The sequence below is a fragment of the Musicola paradisiaca NCPPB 2511 genome, from assembly GCF_000400505.1.
Taxonomy (GTDB): domain Bacteria; phylum Pseudomonadota; class Gammaproteobacteria; order Enterobacterales; family Enterobacteriaceae; genus Musicola; species Musicola paradisiaca.
This window is the reverse complement of sequence record NZ_CM001857.1, coordinates 2979888-3004194: the sequence shown is the minus strand read 5'-3', so window position 1 is coordinate 3004194 and position 24307 is coordinate 2979888. Positions and strand designations below refer to the sequence as shown.

The following is a 24307-nucleotide window of genomic DNA, read 5'->3' as shown; positions in this document are numbered from 1 at the left end:
GAGATTACCACCATGAACCGATAGGGAGCGTGACGTCCAATAACCGATCGAAGGCATAGAACATCGTGACCCCCATGATCGCGCCGGACAGCGCCGCGGCCCACCAGACTGCGCCGAATAACATCCCCATTCCGCACGCCAGCAGGGCTGTCGACAACGGAAACCCTAAAGACTCAAACAACAACGCATACAGGTTGATCATCAGGATCATCAGTAGCAACCGTTTGGCGACGATCGCCTGCGGCCAGGTAATGACGTCCGGTTTACGCAACAACATCAGCATGGCGCACCACGCCATCAGTGTCAGAATGGCCAGGGGAAATGGCCGGGGGCCGACAGGTTCATAGCTGTATTCGCTGCGGATCTCCCAGCCGATAAACAAGCCGAAGACGCACAGGATTAACCCGATACCGCCAAACAGGCGATCGCTCATGGGACGCTCCTTATTTCGCCAACCCGAATGCTTTAGCCTGTTCGCGATACTCGCTAACTTGCTTTTTCACGTAGGCGTCAAGCTCCTGGCCGGTCATGTTAAATTCAAACAACCCGCGCATATCGCGCTGTTTCTTGAACGCATCCGTTGCCGCGAGTTTTTTGAAGGTTTCTTCCCACCAGGCATAACTTTCGTCGCTGACTTTCGGGCCCAGATAAAAGCCGCGAATGACTGGCCATGTCAGGTCGTATCCTTGTTCTTTGGCGGTGGGAACATCAGCGAGCACGCCCGGTAAACTGTGGTCGGCGAAGACGGCCAGTACCCTGATTTTGCCGCTTTGCAGGTGGGGCACCATCTCACTCATATCACCGGAGAGCACATGGACATGGCCGCCGAGCATGGCGGTCAGTGGTTCTCCGCCGCCTTCGAAGGCGACATAGCGCATTTTTTCGGGGGTGATGTTGGCGTGTCGGGCCAGCATGGCGGCCTTCATCCAGTCCTGGCTGCCAATAGACGCGCCGGCCCCCACGACCACGCGATCCGGGTCTTGCTGCATGGCGGTGAGGAGATCGTTGAGGGTTTTATAGGGGGAATCGCTACGCACGGCGATCGCACCGTAATCAGTGCCGACGGCGGCCAACCATTTCACCTCTTCAACGTTATAGCGACCGAATTTTCCTTGCGCCAGATTGAGCAATGAGCCGCCGGAGAAGGCGACCACGGTGCCCGCTTCGCTGGGGCGCTGTGCAATGATGGCGTTATAAGCCACGGCGCCAACGCCGCCGGGCATATAGGTGACGCGCATCGGGCTGTCGATCGCGTGTGTTTCCTGTAGCGATATCTGCAACAGTTTGCAGGTTAAGTCGAAGCCGCCGCCAGGTTTGGCGGGGGCGATACACTCTGTGCGCGACGGCGCCGATGCCTGGGTAACGGGAGCGCAGAAAAGTAATCCGCAGAGGAGCAAAGAACGTTTTTTATGCATATCACTTTTTCCTTCTTATTTTTGGGGGGGTAAGAGGTTGTTATTGTTTTTTTGTTGCCGAATTGTTATTTGCGTAATCTTTCAGTTTCCTTTCGGTTGCGAAAAATGTACGAGGGATGTGATTCAGGTCGCTTAAAAAATGGCCTTGCGCTGGAGAGAATGGGCTTCGTTCAGGCCCTGACGATGGATAACGAGACAACGGCGATGCGACTATTACTGGTTGAAGATCATGATGAACTGGCCCATTGGCTGGAGAAAGCGCTTAGCGAGTCCGGCTTTGCTGTGGATCGTGCCGGCGATGGCATGACGGCGGAGCAGTTGCTGCAGCTCGAGACCTATACGCTGATGGTGCTTGATGTCTCGTTACCGAAAATGGATGGTTTTTCTGTGCTGGCGCGCTTACGAAAGCGGGGGCAAAACCTGCCGGTCTTGTTGTTGACGGCGCGCACCGACGTCGCGGATCGGGTGCGGGGGCTGAATCTGGGGGCGGATGACTATCTGGCCAAGCCGTTCGATGTGGCTGAACTGGAAGCCCGACTGCGGGCCTTATTGCGACGTAGTCAGGGGTTAGCGCAGTCTGTCCAGCATTTTGGCGACTTGAGCTGGCATGATGAGGGGTATTTTTTGCTGTGGGGGAAACCGTTGGCATTGACGCCGCGAGAGCAGGCTGTGTTGCATACCCTGATGCAACGACGAGGGCGGCCGGTGTTGCGTCAGTATCTGTATGAACAGGTCTTTACGTTTTTGGATGACGTCAGTATCGATAGCCTGGATCTGTATGTTCATCGGGTGCGGAAAAAACTGGCTGGCAGCAATGTGGCGATCGTCACCCTGAGGGGGTTGGGGTACAGCCTGGAGTGCGAACATGCCAAAGGTTGATTCGCTGCGCGGGCAGTTGGTGATGTATTTGGGGCTGCCGATGGTGATGCTATGGGCGGTGTCGGTCTGGACGCATTACGGCAGCGCCAGAGATGCGGCGACCCATGCTTATGACCGCACACTGTTGGCATCGGCCCGCACGGTGGCAGAACGGCTGACGGTACGCGATGGACGGCTGGCCGTGGACGTTCCCTGGGTGGCGCTCGACAGTTTCGAGCGGAATATGAATGACCCGTTGTACTATCAAGTGGTTACGCCGCAAGGCGAAACCCTTTCCGGGTATGACGATTTACCGGCGGTACCGCAAAACACGCCATTATCCCGGAGCTATCCGGCGTTGGTGCGTTTCTATGATGCCCGATATCTCGGCAATGAGATTCGTGTCGCCGCGCTCTGGCAGCCGATCAATGAGGCGGGTATCGACGGTATGGTGTTGATTCTGGTGGCGGAACGCCTCTCGTCCCGCCAGTCGTTTGCTCAACGTTTGCTGATGACCGCGCTGATTAGCCAGAGTCTGTTGGTTTCGCTTGCGTTGTTGATGGCGGTGGTTTTGTTGCGACAATTACTGCGGCCGTTACGTCAGCTTTCAAGCCTGATGTTGCGCCGGGAACCTGGCGATCTGACGCCTCTTCCACCGCTATTGCATTGGGCGGAAATGCAGCCGTTGATGGTGGCATTCAATCGCTATATCGAGCGGCTCAACAGGATGATTCAGCGGCAAGAGCGTTTTGGCGCTGATGCGGCGCATCAGTTGCGTACTCCGCTTGCCGTGCTCAAAACGCAGGTTGACGTTGCGCTGAAGAGTAAACAGCCTGCGCGTTGGCACGATAGTCTTGCGGGTATGCGGGTCACGTTGGCAAAGACCATCAATCTGACTGAACGGTTACTGCAACTGTCGCGTTTACGCGCACAGGAGCAGCCGGAACTGGCGCAACAGTCTGTGGATTTGGCGGACATCGCACGGGATGCTTGCTGTTCCCGATTGTCTGCGGCGCGCAGTAAGCGGATCGACCTGGGTTATGAAGGCGAGGAACGTTGCCTGACCTGCGGCGACCCTGTGCTGTTGGCTGAACTGTGTGCGAATCTGCTCGATAATGCGGTGAAATATACACCGGACGGCGGAACGATCACGATCCGTGTCGCGAAAGGGGTATTGGATGTGGAAGACAGCGGGCCAGGGATTCCGCTGGCCGAACGCACCACCGCCATAATGCCGTTTCACCGGCTGGACGGGCACAGCGATTTGGCAGGCTCGGGGTTGGGATTGGCGTTGGTCAGGGATATCGCTCACTGGCATCACGCGCAGTTACAATTGCTGGAAAGCCAGTCTTTGGGGGGATTGTGCGCGCGCGTCACCTTCGTACCCCGATGTTCGGATGGCGGATAATCGACACAGGTATCGGCTGACCGTTGTGTGGTTGATGTCAGTGCTGGCTGGTTTATGGCAGAATAACCGCCTTCCTTTTCTTGCCGCCGTGCGTGCGGCGGTCGCTCGTGGTTTATCAGGAAAGCCAACGTGAAAATCCTTGTTGATGAAAATATGCCTTACGCGCAGGCGCTGTTCAGCCGCCTGGGCGATGTGACGGCGGTGCCCGGCCGTCCGATCCCGGTAGCCGCCCTCAACGATGCCGATGCGCTGATGGTGCGATCCGTCACCAAAGTGAATGCGTCGCTACTGGCGGGACACGCGATCCGTTTTGTCGGCACCGCCACCGCCGGCACCGATCATGTCGATGAGGGTTATCTGAGAGAACAAGGGATCGCCTTTTCCGCCGCGCCGGGATGCAATGCGATTGCGGTGGTGGAGTATGTCTTTTCCGCGTTGCTGATGCTGGCGGAGCGGGATGGCTTCACTCTGACCGACCGTACTGTGGGTATCATCGGGGTGGGACATGTCGGCTCTCGCCTCAATGAGCGGCTGCGAGCGCTGGGTGTGCGCACGGTGTGTGCGACCCGCCGCGCGCCGATCGCGGTGATTCTGGCCCGTTCTTATCGCTGGATGAGGTGGTCGAACAGGCCGATGTGCTGACGTTCCATACGCCGCTGTTTCACGATGGGCCTTACCAAACCTGGCACAGCGTTGATGAGGCGTTGCTCGAACGTTTGCGTGACGGGACTATTCTGATCAACGCCTGCCGCGGCCCGGTGGTGGATAACCATGCGTTGCTTAGCGTATTGCAGCAGGGTAAGAGGATCAGCGTCGTGCTGGATGTCTGGGAACCGGAGCCGGCGTTGTCCACGGCGTTGCTGGCGCGGGTCGATATCGGTACGGCGCATATCGCCGGCTACACGCTGGAGGGGAAGGCGCGCGGTACGACGCAGGTATTCGAGGCCTGGAGCCAATTCATCGGGCAACCTCAGCAGGTCGCGCTGACGGAACTGCTGCCGGCGCCGGAAATCTCCACCGTGACGCTGGATGCGCCGTTGGACGAGCGGCAGCTAAAACGTCTGGTGCATCTGGTGTATGATGTGCGCCGCGACGACGCATTATTGCGTCAGGTCGCTGACGTTGACGGCGGTTTCGATCGTCTGCGCAAGCATTATCAGGAGCGGCGTGAATGGTCGTCGTTGCATGTCGTTTGTCACGATCGCGACAGCGCCGAGCGCCTGAACAAATTGGGATTTATCGCCTCCGTCATGCCCGGTCGCTGATTGTCCTAACCCATGCGTATTATCCGGGCGGTGATATCACCGCCCGTCGTGTTTTATTCAATAAGTGGGGGAGAAACCACATGTCCAATGGTTGGAATGTCGCGCTGCTCGGGGCGACCGGCGCTGTCGGCGCGGCGTTGCTGGAACTGTTGCAGGAGCGCGGGTTTCCCGTGGGAGAGCTGTATCCGCTGGCCAGCGAACGCAGCGCAGGCGAGAGTCTGCGTTTTAATGGCCGTTCGTTGCAGGTGACGGATGCCGCGGATTTTGACTGGTCGACGGCTGAGATCGCGTTTTTTGTAGCCGGCGCCGAGGCCAGCGCCCGCTATGCGGAAGAAGCGGGTAACGCGGGATGTCTGGTTATCGATAGCAGTGACTGTTTCGCGCTGTCTCCTGATGTCCCGTTGGTCGTGCCGGGGGTGAATTCCCATACGCTGGCGGATTATCGCAATCGTAATATTGTGGCTGTGGCGGATAGTTTGACCAGCCAGTTGCTGCGCGCCATCAAACCCCTGACCGATCAGGCCGGGTTGTCGCGCCTGCATGTCACTTGCCTGCTGTCGGTTTCCGCGCACGGCAAGGCGGCGGTGGACGATTTGGCCGGGCAGAGCGCGCGCCTGCTGAATGGCATTCCTGTTGAACCCGGTCTGTTTGCCAAACAGCTGGCGTTCAACCTGTTGCCGCTGTTGTCGGATGACGAAGGCAGTGTGCGCGAAGAACGCCGGCTGGTGGAGCAGGTGCGTAAAGTGTTGCAGGATGACGGCCTGCCGATTTCGGTGAGCTGCGTGCAGTCGCCGGTATTTTACGGCCACGCTCAGGTGGTGCATCTGGACGCGCTGCGTCCGCTGTCGGCTGAAGAAGCACGAGAGACGTTGGAGCAGGTTCAGGATGTGAATCTGAGCGACGATAACGACTATCCCACACCGGTTGAGGACGCATCAGACACTGTTCAACTCAGCATTGGGTGCCTGCGCAATGACTATGGTATGCCTGAATTGCTGCAGTTCTGGTCGGTTGCGGACAACATCCGTTTCGGCGGGGCATTGATGGCGGTTGAAACCGCCGAACAGCTGATTGCGGAGTATCTGGGGTAATGACGGTGCAGCAGGAAAGCCCCGGCGGCGCGCCGTTGAAAATCGCCCTTGGGATTGAATATGACGGCAGCCGTTATTATGGCTGGCAACGGCAGGCTGAAGTCGAAAGTGTTCAGGAATGCCTGGAAAAAGCATTGTCCAACGTCGCCAATGAACCCATTAGCGTATTTTGCGCGGGGAGAACCGACGCCGGCGTGCATGCCACCGGTCAGGTGGTGCATTTCACTACCGGTGCGGTGCGCAAGGATGCGGCGTGGACCATGGGGGTTAATGCCCATCTGCCTTCGGATATTGCGGTACGTTGGGTGACAACGGTTGATGAGGCGTTCCATGCTCGCTTCAGTGCGACGGCGCGTCGTTACCGTTATGTCATTTATAACCACCGCTATCGCCCGGCAATCCTGTCGCACGGCGTCACGCACTATCATCTGCCGCTGGATGCGGCGCGAATGGAGCGCGCCGGCCAATGCCTGTTAGGGGAAAACGACTTTACCTCGTTTCGGGCGGTGCAATGCCAGTCGCGCACGCCATGGCGTAACGTAAAGCATTTAAAGGTGATGCGTCACGGTGCCTATATTGTGGTAGACATCAAGGCCAATGCGTTTGTACACCATATGGTGCGCAATATTGTCGGCAGCCTGATGGAGGTGGGGTGCGGCAATCAGCCTGAAGGTTGGATCGCCGAACTGTTGGCGGCTAAAGACCGGACGTTGGCGGCGGCGACCGCCAGAGCGGATGGCCTTTACTTGGTGGCGGTGGATTATCCGGAGCAGTTCGCCATACCTGAGGCTCCGCTGGGGCCGTTGTTTTTGTCCAATGGCGTGTGACGATGGGGCAGGAGCCGGACTGACGGGAGATGACTATTGTGGTTGAGTTAGTGCAGTTTATTCAGTTTGTTATCGATTTTATCCTGCATATTGATGTGCATCTGGCGGAGTTGGTTGCGCAGTATGGTGTGTGGATATACGCCATATTGTTTCTGATTCTGTTTTGCGAAACGGGGCTGGTGGTTACGCCGTTTCTGCCGGGCGATTCGTTGTTGTTTGTTGCCGGTGCGCTGGCGGCGTTGCCGTCGAATGCGTTGGATGTCCACTTTATGGTGGTTGTGATGGTGGTTGCCGCGGTGCTTGGCGATGCGGTGAATTACATCATCGGTCGTTTGTTCGGTGAAAAACTGTTCCGTAATCCGGATTCGAAGATTTTCCGCCGCAGTTATTTGGACAAGACCCACCAGTTTTATCACCGCCATGGCGGAAAGACGATAATTCTGGCGCGATTCGTTCCGATTGTGAGAACATTTGCGCCGTTTGTTGCTGGTATGGGGCATATGCGTTACCGCCACTTCGCGCTTTATAACATTGCAGGCGCGTTGCTGTGGGTTCTGCTATTTACCTATGCCGGCTATTTCTTTGGCGATTTGCCAGTGGTGCAAAGTAATCTTAAATTATTGATTGTTGCTATTATTTTCATCTCTATCCTACCGGGCGTCATTGAAATCTGGCGTCATAAACGCGCACAGGCGCGGCAGCGTAAGGTGAAAATCTCCCGCGATTGACGTGGGATGCGGAAGGTCATTCGCGCCGGAGTATCCTGGAGGATTCACGCCTGAACCCCGGTTTGACCAGTTTTTTATCCACACATCCGCAACGTTATGGTTTAATGAGCAGCATTTACGGCTGTGGGCGACACAACAGCCTAAATGCTAATGTCTTATCCCTGCCGGGGCGGGGATGTGGGCATCGCTTTATCGGCGGCGTTGCCAGGGAATGGTTAACGCATAAAGCAGCGTACTGGCCAGTGCCAGGTTCAAGCAGAAAGGTTATCAATGAGCTGGATTGAACGAATTCTTAATAAAAGTAATATCACGCCAACCCGTAAGGCGAACATTCCCGAAGGGGTCTGGACTAAATGTGATAGCTGCGGTCAGGTGCTTTACCGCGCCGAGCTGGAACGTAATCTGGAAGTCTGCCCGAAGTGCGATCATCACATGCGCCTTTCCGCGCGGGCGCGACTGCAGGCGTTTCTCGATAGCGACGGCATGGTGGAGTTGGGCAGTGAGCTGGAGCCGAAAGACGTACTGAAATTCAGAGACTCCAAAAAGTATAAGGATCGCATCAGCGCAGCCCAGAAGCAGTCGAGTGAAAAAGATGCGCTGGTGGTCATGAAAGGCACGCTGTACGACATGCCTGTCGTCGCAGCATCTTTCGAATTTGCATTTATGGGCGGTTCCATGGCTTCCGTGGTTGGCGCTCGTTTTGTGCGCGCGGTCGAGCAGGCACTGGAAGATAATTGCCCGCTGGTCTGCTTCTCCGCCAGCGGCGGCGCCCGTATGCAGGAAGCCTTGATGTCGTTGATGCAAATGGCGAAAACCAGTGCGGCGCTGGCGAAATTGCGCGAACGCGGCCTGCCGTATATTTCAGTGCTGACTGACCCGACTATGGGCGGCGTATCCGCCAGTCTGGCCATGTTGGGTGATTTGAATATTGCGGAACCCAAGGCGTTGATTGGTTTTGCCGGCCCGCGCGTGATTGAACAAAACCGTGCGTGAAAAATTACCGGCAGGTTTCCAGCGCAGCGAGTTTCTGCTGGAGAAAGGCGCGATCGACATGATCGTTCGTCGCTCGGAAATGCGGTTCAAGCTGGCGTCTATCCTCGCCAAACTGACCAATCAACCGGAGCCGCTGGAGCCTATCACCGAACGTATCACGGCTTCTTCTGAAAGTGATGCCTGATCTCTTATGGCGGGGATATCATCGTGATATTCTCACCATATCAACGCACCGTAAGTCGTCAGTGAACGGGACTCATGGACAATCTTCAAATACCTCAAGCCACGTCGCCTTTGGCCGCGTGGCTTCACTATCTTGAGCATTTGCACGGTCAACCTATCGATCTGGGTCTGGAGCGGGTCAAACAGGTTGCGGAACATCTCCAACTGTTGCAGCCAGCTCCCTGGGTTTTTACCGTTGCGGGCACCAACGGGAAGGGAACCACCTGCTGTACGTTGGCCGCTATTCTGATGGCGGCTGGCATGCGGGTCGGCGTTTATAGCTCGCCGCATCTGTTGCGTTATACCGAGCGCGTGCGTATCCAGGGGCAGGAACTGCCGGAATCTCTGCATTGCCAGGCCTTTGCCGATATCGACGCCGGTCGTAACGGTATTTCGCTGACCTATTTTGAATTTGGCACGTTGGCGGCGTTGCAGTTGTTCAAACAGGCCCGACTGGATGTGGTTATCCTCGAGGTTGGGCTGGGCGGGCGGCTTGACGCTACCAATATCGTTGATGCGGATGTGGCGGTAGTCACCAGCATCGCGCTGGATCATACCGACTGGCTGGGGAATTCCCGCGAGAGCATCGGCCGCGAAAAAGCGGGGATTTTCCGCGCGAACAAACCCGCGGTGGTGGGCGAACCGGATATGCCGGATTCGATAGCCGCCGTGGCCGCCGAGAAGGGCGCGTTGCTGTTTCGGCGTGGTGCAGACTGGTCGTTTGACGTGCAGAAGGATGCGTGGCGCTGGCAGTGCGGCGATAAACACATCGCGGGATTGCCCATACCCTCAGTCCCCTTGCCTAACGCAGCGACTGCGTTGGCGGCGTTGCAGGTTTCGGGGCTGGATATCGACGAAGACATTATCCGTCTGGGATTGCGGAACGCCGCTCTGCCGGGGCGTTTTCAGATTGTGCGCGAAAAACCGTTGTTGATTCTGGATGTTGCGCATAATCCCCATGCTGCGGGCTATCTGGCATCCCGTCTCAACGCATTGCCGCGTTATGGACGAGTTCGCATCGTGATCGGCATGCTGGCGGACAAGGATATTCCGGGTACGCTGGCATACCTGAAGCCGTTGGCGGATGACTGGTACTGTGCGCCGCTGGACGGTCCACGAGGCGCTGGCGTAGAACAACTGGCTTGCCATTTGGCTGGCTGCGGGCAATATGCGGATGTCGCATCCGCCTGGCGGCAGGCGATGCAGGACGCCGGGCCGCAAGATATTGTGGTGGTTTGCGGTTCTTTCCATACGGTGGCGCATGTGATGGAAGCGCTGGAGGGGAGCGTAACGCATGGCGAGTAAATTCCAGAATCGCCTGGTGGGTACGGTGGTGCTGGTGGCGCTAGGGGTGATCGTGTTGCCTGGTCTGCTGGACGGCAAGAAAAAGCACTATGAGGATACCTTCGCCGCTATTCCTCTGGTGCCAAAACCGGGGGATACGCTGGAGTCGGAGTCGATCCCACCGATTACGCAGTCGTTATCGGCCCAACCCCCGGAAGGCGCGGCGGCGGCGATGCAGGATAAAAAATGGCTCGCAGGAGGATAAGGATGAACCCGCTACTGAGCCGCCGGTAAGTCGTGTAACGACTCAGCCCGTTCAACGCTCAACCCCGCCAGCGTCTCCTCCTATCGTGACCGAGCGACAGACTGTCACACAGTTGGCTCCGCCCGCCATGAAGGCTCAGCCCGTAAAGCCTGAGGCAAAGACAAAGCCGGAGGTGAAAGTGGATACGCGCAATAAGCCCGAACTGAAGTCGCCTGAGGTGAAAACCGAAGCGCGTCAGCTCGAAGCGAAGAGCGTCGAAAAACCGGCTGACAATAAAACGACCGCCAGAGCGGTGGAAAAACCGGCGCCAGTTCAGGAGCAGGCACCAGCCGGGCAGGCATTTGTCGTGCAGTTGGGCGCGTTGAAGAATGCGGATAAGGTAAACGAAGTCGTCGCTAAGCTGCGCTTGTCGGGATATCGCGCGTATACGGTGCCGTCTATGCCGGTGGCCGGGCAGATTACCCGTATTTATGTCGGCCCGGATGCGTCTAAGCAGAAATTGGAGTCATCGCTTGGGGAACTACAGCAGATCAGCGGCTTAAGCGGCCAGGTCAGAGCCTATAGCGCCCGCTGATCATCGGTGTCGTACTGAAGGGTAGGGGAGCATAGCGACCTTACCCTTTGTGTTTGGGCCGGGGGGATTGGGGGCGGAAATGGCGGCGCGTCCCGGCGACATCAACGGATGTAGACTGGGACATTCGTCTGTTATGGCGACAACGGAAACGGTTGCCCGTTATCTGTATGGCGTGGCAGGCGTTTTTTCATTTATTCGCCTATCGAAAAAATCGGCGGGAAATACGCTACGCAAACGTTTTCTTTTTCTGTTAAAATGCGCCGCGAACAGAATGACCGGCGTATACCGATGTTCATCGTTCATTATTGGGATAGTTCATGGTTTGGGTTGATTACGTCATTATCGGTATTATCGGATTCTCGGCTCTGGTCAGTCTTATCCGGGGGTTTGTCCGTGAAGCGCTGTCGCTGGTGACTTGGGGATGCGCATTTTTTATCGCCAGCCACTACTACGCCTATCTCGCGGTTTATTTCACGCGATTTGATGATGAACTGATACGTAACGGTGTCGCTATCGCCATTCTGTTTATTGCGACGTTGATTGTGGGTGCTATCGTCAATTATGTGCTCGGTTCACTGGTTGAACGTACTGGGCTGTCAGGCACCGACCGCGTACTGGGCATCTGCTTCGGTGCGCTGCGCGGCGTGCTGATTGTTTCCGCGCTGCTGTTCTTTCTGGACACCTTTACCGGATTTTCCCAGAGCGCTGACTGGAAGCAATCCCAGCTGATCCCGCAATTCAGTTACATCATTAGATGGTTCTTCAACTATCTGCAAAGCACGTCGAGTTTCTTGCCGCGGCATATCTAGCCGCGGTGGCGCTGATGAGGAAAAGACAACATGTGCGGTATTGTCGGTATCGCCGGTTTTACGCCGGTAAACCAGTCGATTTATGACGCGTTAACGGTGCTGCAGCACCGTGGGCAGGATGCCGCAGGCATCGTCACCATTAATGCTTCCAATTGCTTTCGCCTGCGTAAAGCAAACGGTTTGGTGAAGGATGTTTTTGAAGCCCGGCACATGCAGCGTTTGCAGGGCAATATGGGGATCGGCCATGTGCGTTACCCTACCGCCGGCAGTTCCAGTGCCTCAGAGGCGCAGCCTTTCTATGTTAATTCCCCGTTTGGGATCACGCTGGCTCACAATGGCAACCTGACCAACGCCCATGAACTGCGTAAAAAGCTGTTTGAAGAAGGTCGTCGTCACGTTAACACCACATCGGATTCTGAAATTCTGTTGAATGTGTTCGCCAAAGAGCTGGATCGTTTCCATCATTACCCGCTCTTGGCGGAGGACGTGTTTTCTGCGGTCGCTGCGACGCATCAGCAGATCCGCGGCGCTTATGCCTGTGTGGGTATGATTATTGGCCACGGTATGGTCGCCTTCCGCGATCCGAATGGGATTCGTCCGTTGGTGATCGGCAAACGCAATTTGGCCGATGGGCGCAGTGAATACATGGTGGCGTCGGAAAGCGTAGCGCTTGATACGCTGGGGTTCGAATTTTTGCGGGATGTCGCACCCGGCGAAGCTATCTATATTACCGAGCAGGGGCAGCTGTTTACTCGTCAGTGCGCGGAGAATCCCAAAAGTCACCCTTGCCTGTTCGAATATGTCTATTTTGCTCGCCCGGACTCGTTCATCGATAAGATTTCGGTTTATAGCGCCCGTGTTCGCATGGGGCATAAGCTGGGTGAAAAGATTGCGCGTCAATGGGAAGATCTGGATATCGACGTGGTGATCCCGATTCCGGAAACCTCCTGCGATATCGCACTGGAAATTGCCCGTATTATCAATAAGCCGTACCGTCAAGGGTTCGTGAAGAACCGTTATGTCGGCCGCACCTTTATCATGCCGGGGCAGCTGACGCGGATTAAGTCAGTACGTCGTAAATTGAATGCTAACCGTGCTGAATTCCGCGGCAAAAACGTGCTGTTGGTGGATGACTCTATTGTGCGCGGCACCACGTCGCAACAGATTGTCGAGATGGCGCGAGAGGCGGGCGCCAAGCAGGTGTATCTGGCGTCCGCTGCGCCGGAGATTCGTTTCCCTAATGTGTACGGTATCGACATGCCGAGCGTCAATGAACTGATTGCCCATGGGCGTGAAGTCGAAGAAATTCGCCAGATCATTGGTGCTGATGCGCTAATCTTCCAGGATCTTGACGACCTGATCGAAGCGGTACGCGAGGACAATCCGGATATTACCCAGTTTGAATGTTCCGTATTCAATGGCGTGTATGTGACCAAGGATGTCGATCAGGGTTATCTTGATTATCTGGAAGCGCTGCGCAATGACGATGCGCAAGCAATGCGCAGCCAGAATGAAGTCGAGGATTTGGAGCTGCACAACGAAGGGTGATGCCGACGACGTGTTGGTTTCATGCCAGGGGGAGCGCGGTGCGCTCCCCTTTGCTATGGTAGTTATTGTCAACTTGGGGTGTATGCGCGACCAGGTCAGTGCATTTTTGATCCCTGCCGGCGGCAGGGGGCCAGGAGAAGTGAATGAAGCGACTGATTGTCGGTATTTCAGGGGCCAGCGGAGCTATTTACGGGGTTCGGTTGCTCCAGGTGCTGCAACCGTTGGAAACGGTAGAAACACACTTGGTGATCAGTCAGGCGGCCCGGCAGACGCTGGCATTGGAAACGGATTTCAGCTTGCGAGACGTACAGACAATGGCGGATGTGGTACATGACCAGCGGGATATCGCCGCCAGCATATCTTCCGGTTCCTTCAAGACGGACAGCATGGTGATTTTGCCTTGTTCTATCAAAACGTTGTCGGGGATTGTGCATAGTTATACGGATAGTCTGCTGACGCGCGCGGCGGATGTTATGTTGAAAGAACGCCGGCCGTTGGTGCTTTGTGTGCGTGAGACGCCGCTGCATCTTGGGCATTTACGGCTGATGAATGCCGCAGCGGAAATGGGCGCTATCATCATGCCGCCGGTTCCTGCTTTTTATCATCGCCCACAAACTGTGCAAGAGATCGTCGATCAGACAGTGAATCGCGTCCTGGATCAGGTGCATATCGCGCTTCCTGAAGACCTGTTCACTCGTTGGCAGGGTGGGGTAACTGATTAAAGCAGAAGGCAAAAATATTGCTTAACGGCGACGAAGTAAAAACATCCCCTCTGATGGGATGCATTATTTTGTGGCGTTGCTTTTTTTTGGTGCATGTCGTTGCATTGTTGTTGTGCATTAATATGGCGTCAGGTTCGTCCGCGCTGTTTTCCCGGAAACCCCCTCTTTTGCTAATCAGTTGATTGTATTAAGTGATTAGCAAAGATCGCCCGTATTCATTTGCCGGCGCGCTATAATTGTGTATTGTGGCACGGAAAGTGCAGGATTTTGGTTAGTCACACACACAACATCAAACCACAACAAAAGCAAATCGGATGTCACGAATCGCCTCTGGCATTCATGAGGATTGATAAAGGTAACTCTATGAAAAAAATGTTGAAACTTTTGCCACTAGCCTTGGTGTTCGCAACAGGAACCGCGTTGGCCGACGTGCCCAAGAATATCAAAATCGGTACTGATCCTACCTATGCTCCCTTCGAGTCCAAAAATGCCAGCGGTGAACTGGTCGGCTTCGATATTGATCTGGCAAAAGAGCTGTGTAAACGCATTGCCGCTAACTGTACTTTTGTCGAAAGCGATTTCGATGCATTGATCCCCTCTCTGAAAGCGAAAAAGATTGATGCCATCATCTCTTCTCTGTCGATCACGGAAAAACGTCAGCAGGAAATTGCATTCACCGACAAGCTGTACGCCGCCAATGCGCGTTTGATCGCCAAGAAAGGTTCGACGATTCAACCTTCCGTTGATTCGCTAAAAGGTAAACGTGTTGGCGTTTTGCAGGCGTCTACCCAGGAGGCTTACGCCAATCAGTATTGGCAGCCGAAAGGTATTGATGTGGTTGCCTATCAGAATCAGGATCTGATTTATGCCGATTTGACGGCAGGTCGTATTGATACGGCATTCCAGGATGAAGTCGCCGGGAGTGAAGGTTTCCTGAAACAGGATGCAGGAAAAGCCTATGCGTTTGCCGGCCCGGCGGTAAAAGACGACAAACTGTTCGGCGTCGGCACCGGTATGGGGCTACGCAAGAATGAGACTGAGCTCAAGGTTGCACTGGATAAAGCCTTTGCGTCCATACGCAAAGACGGCACCTATGACAAGCTGGCGAAGAAGTATTTCGACTTCAACGTCTACGGTGACTAAACCCGCCTGACTAGCGTCCGTCCGTGTTGCGGACGGGCGTATCTGAATTTTCTGAACGGATATATGTAATGCTGTATGGCTATTCCGAACTGATCATGGATGGCGCGCGCATGACGTTGCAACTGGCGATATGCTCGCTGGTGCTGGCTTTGGTCATTGGTCTGGTTGGCGCGGCAGCCAAGCTGTCTTCCAGTCGGCTGCTGTCGGGGTGTTTTTCCGCATATACCACGCTGATTCGCGGTGTACCGGATCTGGTTTTGATGTTGCTGATTTTTTACGGGCTGCAGATGGTGCTCAACAGCCTGACCGACACGCTGGGTATGGAGCAAATCGATATCGATCCTCTGGTGGCCGGCATCATCACGCTGGGATTTATCTACGGCGCCTATTTTACCGAAACCTTCCGTGGCGCTTATCTGGCTGTGCCTCGCGGGCAGATTGAAGCGGCGGTCGCGTTTGGTTTTTCGCCGATGAAAGTATTTCGTCGGATTATGTTTCCTTCCATGATGCGTTTTGCACTCCCCGGGATTGGCAATAACTGGCAGGTGATCCTGAAGGCGACGGCGCTGGTTTCGCTGCTGGGGTTGAGCGATGTCATCAAAGCGACTCAACTGGCGGGGAAAGGCGCGCACCATCCTTTCTTTTTCGCCATTGTGGCGGGGGCGCTGTATCTGATTTTTACCACCCTGTCCAACGGGGTGCTGTGGTGGCTGGAGAAACGCTACTCCGCAGGGGTCCGGAAGGTTAACTATGAGTGAGATCTTACAACAATACTGGCAGGCCTTGCTGTGGAGTGACGGCTATCGCCTTACCGGGCTGGCGATGACGCTGTGGTTGCTGATCAGTTCCGTTGTCGTCGGCGGATTGCTGGCGGTTCCCCTGGCCGTGGCCCGCGTATCGCCGCGTCGGCGCTTTAGCCTGCCGGTGTGGGCGTTCACTTATGTGTTTCGCGGCACGCCGTTGTATGTCCAATTGCTGGTGTTTTACTCCGGCGTCTATAGCCTGGAATTTGTGCGCGGTACCGATTTACTGAACGCTTTTTTCCGCAGTGGGTTGAACTGCGCCATTTTGGCGCTGGCGCTCAATACGTGCGCCTATACCACCGAGATTTTCGCCGGTGCCATTCGCTCCGTGCCTTATGGTGAAATTGAAGCAGCCAGGGCATACGGTTTTTCCCGGTTCAAACAGTATCGCAGCATTATTTTGCCGGGCGCCTTGCGTATCGCGCTGCCTGCCTACAGCAATGAAGTGATTCTGATGCTGCATTCTACCGCGCTGGCTTTCACCGTGACCGTCCCGGATATTTTGAAAATTACACGCGATATCAATGCGGCGACCTATAAGCCGTTTCACGCCTTCGGTATTGCCGCCGTGATGTATCTGGCGATCTCTTTTGTACTGGTGAGCCTGTTCAGAAAAGCGGAGCGTCGCTGGTTACGACATCTTCACACTCGTTCATCTCATTAAATGCAGGAACAACGCATGCAGAATAATCAGCTGATGGTGACGGAATTACGTAAACGTTATGGTCAGCATGAAGTGCTAAAAGGCATTTCATTACAGGCTAAAGCCGGGGACGTCATTTCAATTATCGGTTCATCAGGTTCGGGTAAAAGTACGCTGCTGCGCTGTATCAATTTCCTTGAAAAACCTTGCGAGGGTGCCATTCATGTGAATGGTAAGGAGATCCATATGGTGCGGGATAAAGACGGTCAGCTTAAGGTGTTTGATAAAAAGCAGCTCCAGCTGCTGCGCACTCGTTTGACCATGGTGTTTCAGCACTTCAACCTGTGGAGCTTCATGACTGCGGTGGAAAACGTGATGGAAGCGCCGGTACAGGTACTGGGGCTCAGCAAGGCCGAAGCCCGCGAACGCGCAGTATTTTATCTGAACAAAGTCGGGATTACCGGCGCGTCACAGGATAAATATCCTGCCGATCTGTCCGGCGGCCAACAGCAACGTGTCTCTATCGCTCGCGCATTGGCGATGGAACCGGATGTGTTGTTGTTTGATGAACCGACGTCGGCGCTGGATCCGGAACTGGTCGGCGAGGTGTTGCGCATCATGCAGCAACTGGCGGAAGAAGGGAAAACCATGGTGGTGGTGACGCATGAAATGGAGTTTGCCCGCCATGTTTCCAGCCATGTCATTTTCCTGCATCAGGGGCTGGTGGAGGAAGAAGGGCCGCCGGAGGAGGTATTCGGCAACCCGAAAAGCCCACGTTTGCAGCAATTTTTGTCCGGTGCGTTGAAGTAATCACTCCGGTATGAAGGCCAGGGGCACCCTGACAAGGTGCCCCTGGCGTTGTGATACGGGCGATTTACCGATATCAATGTTGCTTAGCGGGGAGGATTGAGTAAATCCGCCAGCGCTTCTTCCAATTCAAAAAAACGGAATCCGAAACCGGCTTTTTCCAACCGCTGCGGTATCGCCCTTTGCCCGCCGAGCAGGAGGGTTGCCGCTTCGCCTAGCGCCAGTTTCAGCGCCCAGCCCGGCGTCCGCAGGAAGGCGGGGCGATCCAGTACATGCGCCAGCATGGCCGAAAATTTCTCATTACGCACCGGGTAGGGCGAAACCATATTGAAAGGGCCGCCCAGTATCGGATTATCCAGCAGGTAGAGGATGGCATTGATCATATCGTCGATGTGGATCCAGGGCAGGTACTGTTTGCCGGAACCGATCGGGCCGCCTAGTCCGACCCGGAACAGCGGCAGCATTTTTGCTAATGCGCCGCCCTCGCGGGAGAGTACGATACCGGTGCGCAGCAGACAGACACGGGTTTTGTCGCTTTCGGCATCCAGCGCCAGCGCTTCCCAACGCGCACACAAGGTATGGGTGAAATCATCGTGCGCAGGCTCGTCTTCGGTGACTACCCCCTGGCCCTGATCGCCGTAATACCCTACGGCGGAACCGGACAGAAAGACAGACGGCGGCGTCTGGCTGTTCTGGATGAGCTGGGTTAATCGTTGGGTGATTTCCCAACGACTTTGGCAGAGTTTCTCTTTCTGGGCCGCACTCCAGCGTTTGCTGGCGATGGGCTCGCCTGCCAGGTTAATCACGCCGTCAAATCCATCCAGAGACGTTTTGTCATTCAAGTTGTGCCAGTAATTCACCTGAGTTCCCAGTATCTGGCGCGCCTGCTCTGGAGCCCGGGTGACAACCGTAATCTGATGCGAAAGTGATAATAGACGCTGGATCAGTGGGCGCCCGATAAGGCCGGTGCCGCCGGTGATCAGTAACTGCATATCTGACCTCGCTTTTGTCTCAGGTTATGCCCGATTGCCTGGAACGACAGACTCGCAGGCGGAACGATGGATGGGGACACAGCCCAGCATACCGGTTTTTTCATCATTGTGGTTATGGCCGCAAGCCGCTGCCGGGGAATAGATCACATGTTGACGATAACGCTTTCATGATGATGTTTTTTAATCGATTGGCGGCGGCGATGAACGCAGAAAAAACCATGGGTAATAAAGTAACAAGGCGCCCTGGGGCACCTTGTTCTACGGATGATGAGATGGCAACGCTCAATCAGGCGTGGCTTGCCAGTTGGTAGGCGCGTTGAGTGGCCGGACGTTCGCGAATACGTTCGAACCAGGTTTGCACCGCCGGGAATTCGTTCAGGTCAATGCTTTGACGTTCGTGGGAAACAACCCATGGATAAGTTGCGATGTCGGCAATACTGTAACTGTTGCCGGCCAGCCAGGTATGCGTCTGCAACTGTTTGTCGAGCACGCCGTACAAGCGTTGGGTTTCCTTCTGGTAGCGTTCGATGGCATAAGGAACGGGTTGGGGCGCATAGTGGCTGAAATGATGATTCTGGCCTAGCATCGGGCCGAACCCCGCAACCTGCCAAAAAAGCCACTGTAGGGTTGCTGTACGTTCCCGCACGTCGGCGCTTAACAGTTGACCGGTTTTTTCCGCCAGATAGAGCAAGATAGCGCCCGACTCAAACAGACTGATGGGGGCTCCGGCGTCAGCGGGTTGAGTATCGACAATCGCCGGAATTTTATTGTTGGGGGAGATCGCCAGAAATTCGGGTTTGAATTGTTCGCCTGTACCGATATTCACCGGGTGCAACTGGTAAGGCAACTGGGTTTCTTCCAGAAACAGCGTGATTTTATGACCATTGGGCGTTGGGGCGTAATACAGTTCGATCATGAGTATTCTCTCCACATTATTAGATTCCGGCTACCGTTGAACGCAGCGGGCGCCAGTAAATTAACATTGTTGTAATCTGGATATAAATAACCGTTGCATCTATCAATAGACATGGCTGAATGATGCGTATTTGGCAAGCATTGCACGCAGCGACGGTAAAAATTTTTGATACCATGAGGCATAGTGAAGATCTTAAATATGTCAGGAATACGATCATGAAACTGGTGTTTGCTTCCGATCTGCATGGGTCGCTATCCGCGACGGAGCAGGTATTGGAACGTTTTGAGCAGAAAGGCGCGCAATGGCTGGTGCTGCTGGGGGATTTTCTCAATCACGGCCCGCGCAATCCGTTGCCGGAGCGTTATCAGCCCGCTGATGTGGCAACCCGGCTAAATGATTATGCGTCCCGGATTATCGCGGTGCGGGGCAATTGCGACAGCGAAGTGGATCAGATGCTGCTGAATTTCCCGGTCACTGCGCCGTGGCAACAGATATTGCTGCCGGATTGCCGGCTGTTTTTGACCCATGGGCATCTGTTTCATCCGCAACAACGTCCTGCGCTGAATGCAGGCGATGTGCTGGTGTATGGGCATACCCATATTCCTGTGGCGGAGCGATGTGATGACATCGTCTGTTTTAATCCTGGGTCGGCCAGCTTACCCAAAGGCGGTTTCCCTGCCAGTTACGGCGTACTTGAGGATGGCGTGTTGCAGGTGCTGCCGCTGTCGGGCGGCGCGCCTATTGCACAGGTTCAGGTTACACACTAAGTTAGCGTGACTCTCTCAATGTCTCTTATTCAAATAACGATGCGCGTGAACGCGCCACAACCAAAGGGTTTCAGAGGATGGTAGAACAAACTCAGGCGGCAGGCACGGAATGGGTCGATATCGTTGATGAAAACAACGAGGTCATTGCTCAATCAAGCCGTCAGCAGATGCGTGCTCAGTGTCTGCGACATCGTGCCACCTACATTGTTGTGCATGACGGCATGGGGAAAATTTTGGTTCAGCGGCGAACCGAGACCAAAGATTTCTACCCCGGCTGGCTGGATGCGACGGCGGGCGGCGTGGTGCAGGCGGGTGAAGCCTGGCTGGAGTCGGCCCGACGGGAAGCGGAAGAAGAGCTGGGAATTGCCGGTGTCCCGCTCGCCGAGCATGGCGTGTTTTATTACGAAAGCGACGACTGCCGGGTGTGGGGAGCGTTGTTCAGTTGTGTGACTCATGGGCCGTTCGCCCTGCAAGCGGAAGAGATCGTGGAAGTCAGTTGGTTAACGCCGGAAGAGATTACCGCCCGCTGTGATGAATTTACGCCGGATTCGCTCAAAGCGCTGGCGCTATGGTTGAGCCGCAATAATAACAACGCGGCGGAAATACAATTGACGCGCTCATCACGGAGCCAGCCCGAAAAATCGGCGCGTCCGGAGAGCCACGACGCGGTGGACGAGAACTAAAACAGATTGTCGGCACCATAAACAAACGCCAGCTTATGCTGGCGTTTGTTCTGTTTAAACCGACTTATCAGGCGATCTGGGTCGACTGAATGGCGGTCAGCGCCACGGTGTAAACGATATCGTCCACCAGTGCGCCGCGGGACAGGTCGTTGACCGGTTTACGCATGCCTTGCAGCATCGGCCCGATGGAGATCAGGTTGGCGGAACGTTGCACCGCTTTGTATGTGGTGTTGCCGGTGTTCAGATCCGGGAACACGAACACGGTAGCCTGACCGGCAACCGGCGAGTTCGGCGCCTTAGACTTGGCAACATCGGCCATGATGGCGGCGTCGTACTGCAACGGACCATCGATAACCAGATCCGGACGTTTTTCCTTGGCGATGCGGGTGGCTTCGCGCACTTTGTCCACGTCGCTACCGGTACCGGAGTTACCGGTAGAGTAGGAGATCATGGCGACGCGCGGCTCAACGCCGAATGCCGTGGCGGAATCAGCAGACTGGATAGCGATTTCAGCCAGCTGCTCGGCGGTCGGATCCGGGTTGATGGCGCAGTCGCCATAGACCAGAACCTGTTCCGGCAGCAGCATGAAGAACACGGAGGAGACCAGCGAGCTGCCCGGTGCGGTTTTGATCAACTGCAACGGCGGGCGGATGGTATTGGCAGTGGTGTGAACCGCACCGGAAACCAGACCGTCAACTTCGTTCTGTTCCAGCATCAAGGTGCCGAGTACCACGTTGTCTTCCAGCTGTTCGCGCGCAACCACTTCGGTCATGCCTTTGCTTTTGCGCAGTTCGACCAGACGCGGTACGTAACGTTCGCGAACCACGGCCGGGTCGACGATTTCAATGCCTTTACCCAGCTCTACGCCCTGAACCGCCGCCACACGCCGGATTTCTTCCGGATTACCCAGCAGCACGCACTGCGCGATACCGCGTTCGGCACAGATAGCAGCGGCCTTGACGGTACGCGGCTCGTCGCCTTCCGGCAGTACGATACGTTTACCGGCCTTACGGGCCAGCTCGGTCAGCTGATAACGGAACGCTGGCGGAGACAGACGGCGAGAGCCTTCGGACGCGGCGCTCAGCGAGTCGATCCACTGGGAATCGATATGGCGTGCAACGTATTCCTGAACTTTTTCCACGCGCTCGCGGTCATCGGCAGGCAGTTCCAGATTGAAACTCTGCAGGTTCAGGGAGGTCTGCCAGGTGTTGGTTTCCACCATGAATACCGGCAAACCGGTTTGGAAGGCGCGTTCGCACAGTTTGGCGATGCTGGCTTCCATGGTATAGCCGCCGGTCAGCAGCAGCGCGCCGATCTCGACGCCGTTCATGGCGGCCAGACAGGCGGCGACCAGCACGTCGGGACGGTCAGCGGAAGTCACCAGCAGCGAACCCGGACGGAAATGCTCCAGCATGTGAGGAATGCTGCGGGCACAGAAAGTGACGGATTTCACCCGGCGGGTTTCGATATCACCGGTATTGACGATCTTGGCATTAAGATGTTTGGCCATATCGATCGCGCGCGTGGCGATCAGATCGAAGCTCCAGGGAATACAGCCCAGTACCGGCAGCGGCGTATTGGCGAAGAGGTGTTTCGGATCGACGTTTTTCACGCTGGCCTTGGAGGAATCGTCGAAGATTTCCGACAGGTCGGGACGAGTGCGACCCTGTTCATCCACCGGGGCATTCAGTTTGTTGATGATAACGCCGGTAATATTTTTATTGCTGGCGCCGCCGAAACTGGAACGGGCCAATTCGATACGTTCTTTTAACTGATCCGGAGAGTCATTGCCTAGCGCCATAACGAATACGATTTCCGCATTCAGCGTTTTGGCGATTTCATAGTTCAGCGCATTGGCGAACTGGTGTTTGCGGGTCGGAACCAGACCTTCTACCAGGACGACATCGGCATCTTTAGTATTTTCGTGATAACGGGCGATGATTTCTTCCAGCAGAACGTCCTGCTGGTTGCTGCTCAGCATGGATTCCACATAGCTCACCTGCAGCGGCTCTACGACATTGATTGCCGAGTTTGCACGGATGATGGTAGTGGTCTGATCCAGCGCGTTTTCGCCGGCGCGCGGTTGGGCGACCGGTTTGAATACGCTCAGGCGTACGCCTTTCTGTTCCATGGAACGAATGACACCCAGGCTGACGCTGGTCAGTCCCACACTGGTGCCAGTGGGAATCAACATGATTGTACGGGACACGGCTTAACCTCGTTTGCGGTTGCTCGTTGCTCAAAACAACTCCGTCAGCCGGAGCTGACGGAGTGGGGAAGTTATCAGGCGGTCAGACGGAGTGCGTCTTGCGCGATGACCAATTCTTCATTGGTGGGGATCACCAGTGCCGGGCGGCAGCCATCTTTAGCGATGTTGCCGCCTTTGCCGAAGCGGGCAGCCAGGTTGCGTTCGTGGTCGACATCCAGTCCCAGCAGGCCCAGCTGTTTCAGCGTCAATTCGCGTACCATGGCGGCGTTTTCACCAATACCGCCGGTGAAGATGACGGCGTCCAGACGGCCTTCCATCAGGGCGCTGTAGGCGCCGATGTATTTGGCCAGACGGTGGCAGTACACGTTCATGGCGCGTTTGGCGTCTTCTTTCGTTTCGTAGTTGTCTTCAACGTAACGGCAATCGCTGGTGACTTCGGTCAGGCCCAACAGGCCGGACTCTTTGGTCAGCAACTTGTTGATGTCCGCTACGCTCATGCCCATGGAATCGTGCAGGTGGAAAACAACCGCCGGATCGATGTCACCGCTGCGGGTACCCATCACCAGGCCTTCCAGCGGGGTCAGCCCCATCGAGGTATCGACGCATTTACCGTTGCGAATGGCGGAAACAGAACCACCGTTGCCCAGATGGCAGGTGATGACGTTCAGCTCATCAACCGGTTTGTTCAGTTGTTTCGCCGCTTCGCGGGAGACATAGTAGTGGCTGGTGCCGTGGGCGCCATAACGACGGATATGCTGTTCTTTGTACAATTTGTATGGCAGAGCGTACAGGTAGGCTTCTTCCGGCATGGTCTGATGGAACGCAGTGTCGAAAACGGCTACGTTCTTGGATGCAAGCTGCGGGAATTCTTTTAGCGCTTCTTCAATACCGATCAGATGAGCCGGGTTGTGCAACGGAGCGAACGGGATAGCGTCTTTGATACCCTGCAGCACTTCGTCGTTGATCACCGCAGACTGTGTGAATTTTTCGCCGCCGTGAACGATACGATGACCGATGGCTACCAGTTGTGCGGACAACTCGGGTTTTTGGCTCAGGATGGTGTTGACAATGAAACTCAGTGCTTCGCTGTGGGCGGCACCGGAACCCAGTGCGGCTTCCTGTTTGGCGCCATCCATTTTCCATTTGATACGTGCTTCAGGCAGGTGGAAACATTCAGCCAGGCCAGACAGGTATTCATCACCGCTTACGGCATCCAGAATGGCGAACTTCAGGGATGAACTACCACAGTTAAGAACCAGTACTAACTTACTCGACATGGAAGTACCTACTTGTTATACATGGTTAAAAAAATGTCATACGGTGTCCAGCGTAGCG

General features: G+C 55.5%; 21 protein-coding genes and 3 pseudogenes. 18 read left to right on the top strand and 6 right to left on the bottom strand.

Annotated features, from left to right (window positions below):
* Positions 1–4 precede the first annotated feature (4 nt).
* Both DPA2511_RS13265 and DPA2511_RS13260 read right to left on the bottom strand, forming a co-directional pair.
* A complete protein-coding gene (locus DPA2511_RS13265) occupies positions 5–433 on the bottom strand; it encodes a tripartite tricarboxylate transporter TctB family protein (RefSeq protein ID WP_015854265.1) in 429 nt (142 codons plus the stop codon).
* 10 nt (positions 434–443) lie between these two features.
* Positions 444–1415, bottom strand: coding sequence for a Bug family tripartite tricarboxylate transporter substrate binding protein (locus DPA2511_RS13260; RefSeq protein WP_015854264.1), 972 nt, complete (start codon positions 1413–1415; stop codon positions 444–446).
* Between the two features lie 204 nt (positions 1416–1619).
* On the opposite strand from DPA2511_RS13260, the gene tctD reads away from it, so the two are divergent.
* From tctD to hisP, 16 genes and pseudogenes are all read left to right on the top strand, one after another.
* Complete coding sequence (tctD, locus tag DPA2511_RS13255) at positions 1620–2294, top strand: transcriptional regulator TctD (RefSeq protein ID WP_023638381.1); 675 nt, start codon at positions 1620–1622, stop codon at positions 2292–2294.
* Positions 2281–3681: a sensor histidine kinase gene (locus DPA2511_RS13250; RefSeq protein WP_015854262.1), complete on the top strand. Its 1401-nt coding sequence runs from the start codon at positions 2281–2283 to the stop codon at positions 3679–3681. Before tctD ends, DPA2511_RS13250 begins: the two co-directional genes overlap by 14 nt.
* Positions 3682–3810: 129 nt before the next feature.
* Positions 3811–4946, top strand: a pseudogene (gene pdxB, locus DPA2511_RS21775) (4-phosphoerythronate dehydrogenase PdxB).
* Positions 4947–5026: 80 nt separating this feature from the next.
* Entirely contained in the window at positions 5027–6037 is a 1011-nt protein-coding gene (locus DPA2511_RS13240) for an aspartate-semialdehyde dehydrogenase (RefSeq protein WP_015854260.1), read from the top strand.
* Positions 6037–6864, top strand: coding sequence for a tRNA pseudouridine(38-40) synthase TruA (gene truA, locus DPA2511_RS13235; protein ID WP_015854259.1), 828 nt, complete (start codon positions 6037–6039; stop codon positions 6862–6864). The genes DPA2511_RS13240 and truA overlap by 1 nt, the downstream gene beginning before the upstream one ends.
* Positions 6865–6893: 29 nt before the next feature.
* On the top strand, positions 6894–7592 hold the full coding sequence (locus tag DPA2511_RS13230; RefSeq protein WP_015854258.1) for a DedA family protein: 699 nt from the start codon (positions 6894–6896) through the stop codon (positions 7590–7592).
* A 270-nt stretch (positions 7593–7862) separates the two neighbouring features.
* Positions 7863–8769 (top strand): annotated as a pseudogene (gene accD, locus DPA2511_RS21770) (acetyl-CoA carboxylase, carboxyltransferase subunit beta).
* A gap of 74 nt (positions 8770–8843) precedes the next feature.
* Complete coding sequence (gene folC, locus DPA2511_RS13220; protein WP_015854256.1) at positions 8844–10112, top strand: bifunctional tetrahydrofolate synthase/dihydrofolate synthase; 1269 nt, start codon at positions 8844–8846, stop codon at positions 10110–10112.
* A pseudogene (gene dedD, locus DPA2511_RS21765) lies at positions 10102–10930 on the top strand (cell division protein DedD). Before folC ends, dedD begins: the two are co-directional and overlap by 11 nt.
* A 317-nt stretch (positions 10931–11247) precedes the next feature.
* Positions 11248–11739 (top strand): colicin V production protein, encoded by a 492-nt coding sequence (cvpA, locus tag DPA2511_RS13210; protein WP_015854254.1) that lies wholly within the window; start codon positions 11248–11250, stop codon positions 11737–11739.
* A gap of 30 nt (positions 11740–11769) precedes the next feature.
* Positions 11770–13287 (top strand): amidophosphoribosyltransferase, encoded by a 1518-nt coding sequence (gene purF, locus DPA2511_RS13205; RefSeq protein WP_015854253.1) that lies wholly within the window; start codon positions 11770–11772, stop codon positions 13285–13287.
* 143 nt (positions 13288–13430) lie between these two features.
* Entirely contained in the window at positions 13431–14009 is a 579-nt protein-coding gene (locus tag DPA2511_RS13200) for a UbiX family flavin prenyltransferase (RefSeq protein ID WP_015854252.1), read from the top strand.
* Positions 14010–14372: 363 nt separating this feature from the next.
* Positions 14373–15152, top strand: a complete 780-nt coding sequence (locus DPA2511_RS13195) for a lysine/arginine/ornithine ABC transporter substrate-binding protein (RefSeq protein ID WP_015854251.1) — start codon at positions 14373–14375, stop codon at positions 15150–15152.
* Positions 15153–15220: 68 nt separating this feature from the next.
* Entirely contained in the window at positions 15221–15910 is a 690-nt protein-coding gene (locus tag DPA2511_RS13190) for a histidine ABC transporter permease HisQ (RefSeq protein WP_015854250.1), read from the top strand.
* Positions 15903–16619, top strand: a complete 717-nt coding sequence (locus DPA2511_RS13185; protein ID WP_015854249.1) for an ABC transporter permease — start codon at positions 15903–15905, stop codon at positions 16617–16619. The genes DPA2511_RS13190 and DPA2511_RS13185 overlap by 8 nt, the downstream gene beginning before the upstream one ends.
* Before the next feature lie 15 nt (positions 16620–16634).
* A complete protein-coding gene (gene hisP, locus DPA2511_RS13180; protein ID WP_015854248.1) occupies positions 16635–17408 on the top strand; it encodes a histidine ABC transporter ATP-binding protein HisP in 774 nt (257 codons plus the stop codon).
* Positions 17409–17491: 83 nt separating this feature from the next.
* Here hisP and DPA2511_RS13175 read toward each other — a convergent pair whose 3' ends face one another.
* Both DPA2511_RS13175 and yfcG read right to left on the bottom strand, forming a co-directional pair.
* Entirely contained in the window at positions 17492–18397 is a 906-nt protein-coding gene (locus DPA2511_RS13175) for a TIGR01777 family oxidoreductase (RefSeq protein ID WP_015854247.1), read from the bottom strand.
* A gap of 286 nt (positions 18398–18683) precedes the next feature.
* Positions 18684–19313, bottom strand: coding sequence for a GSH-dependent disulfide bond oxidoreductase (yfcG, locus tag DPA2511_RS13170; protein WP_015854246.1), 630 nt, complete (start codon positions 19311–19313; stop codon positions 18684–18686).
* Positions 19314–19528: 215 nt separating this feature from the next.
* Between yfcG and yfcE the strand changes: the two genes are divergently transcribed.
* On the top strand, positions 19529–20080 hold the full coding sequence (gene yfcE / locus DPA2511_RS13165) for a phosphodiesterase (protein WP_015854245.1): 552 nt from the start codon (positions 19529–19531) through the stop codon (positions 20078–20080).
* A 77-nt stretch (positions 20081–20157) separates the two neighbouring features.
* A complete protein-coding gene (gene yfcD, locus DPA2511_RS13160) occupies positions 20158–20763 on the top strand; it encodes an NUDIX hydrolase YfcD (protein WP_015854244.1) in 606 nt (201 codons plus the stop codon).
* Positions 20764–20830: 67 nt separating this feature from the next.
* On the opposite strand, the gene pta is transcribed toward yfcD, so the two are convergent.
* Positions 20831–22972 (bottom strand): phosphate acetyltransferase, encoded by a 2142-nt coding sequence (gene pta, locus DPA2511_RS13155; RefSeq protein WP_015854243.1) that lies wholly within the window; start codon positions 22970–22972, stop codon positions 20831–20833.
* A gap of 74 nt (positions 22973–23046) precedes the next feature.
* On the bottom strand, positions 23047–24249 hold the full coding sequence (gene ackA / locus DPA2511_RS13150) for an acetate kinase (protein WP_015854242.1): 1203 nt from the start codon (positions 24247–24249) through the stop codon (positions 23047–23049).
* Positions 24250–24307: the final 58 nt, after the last annotated feature.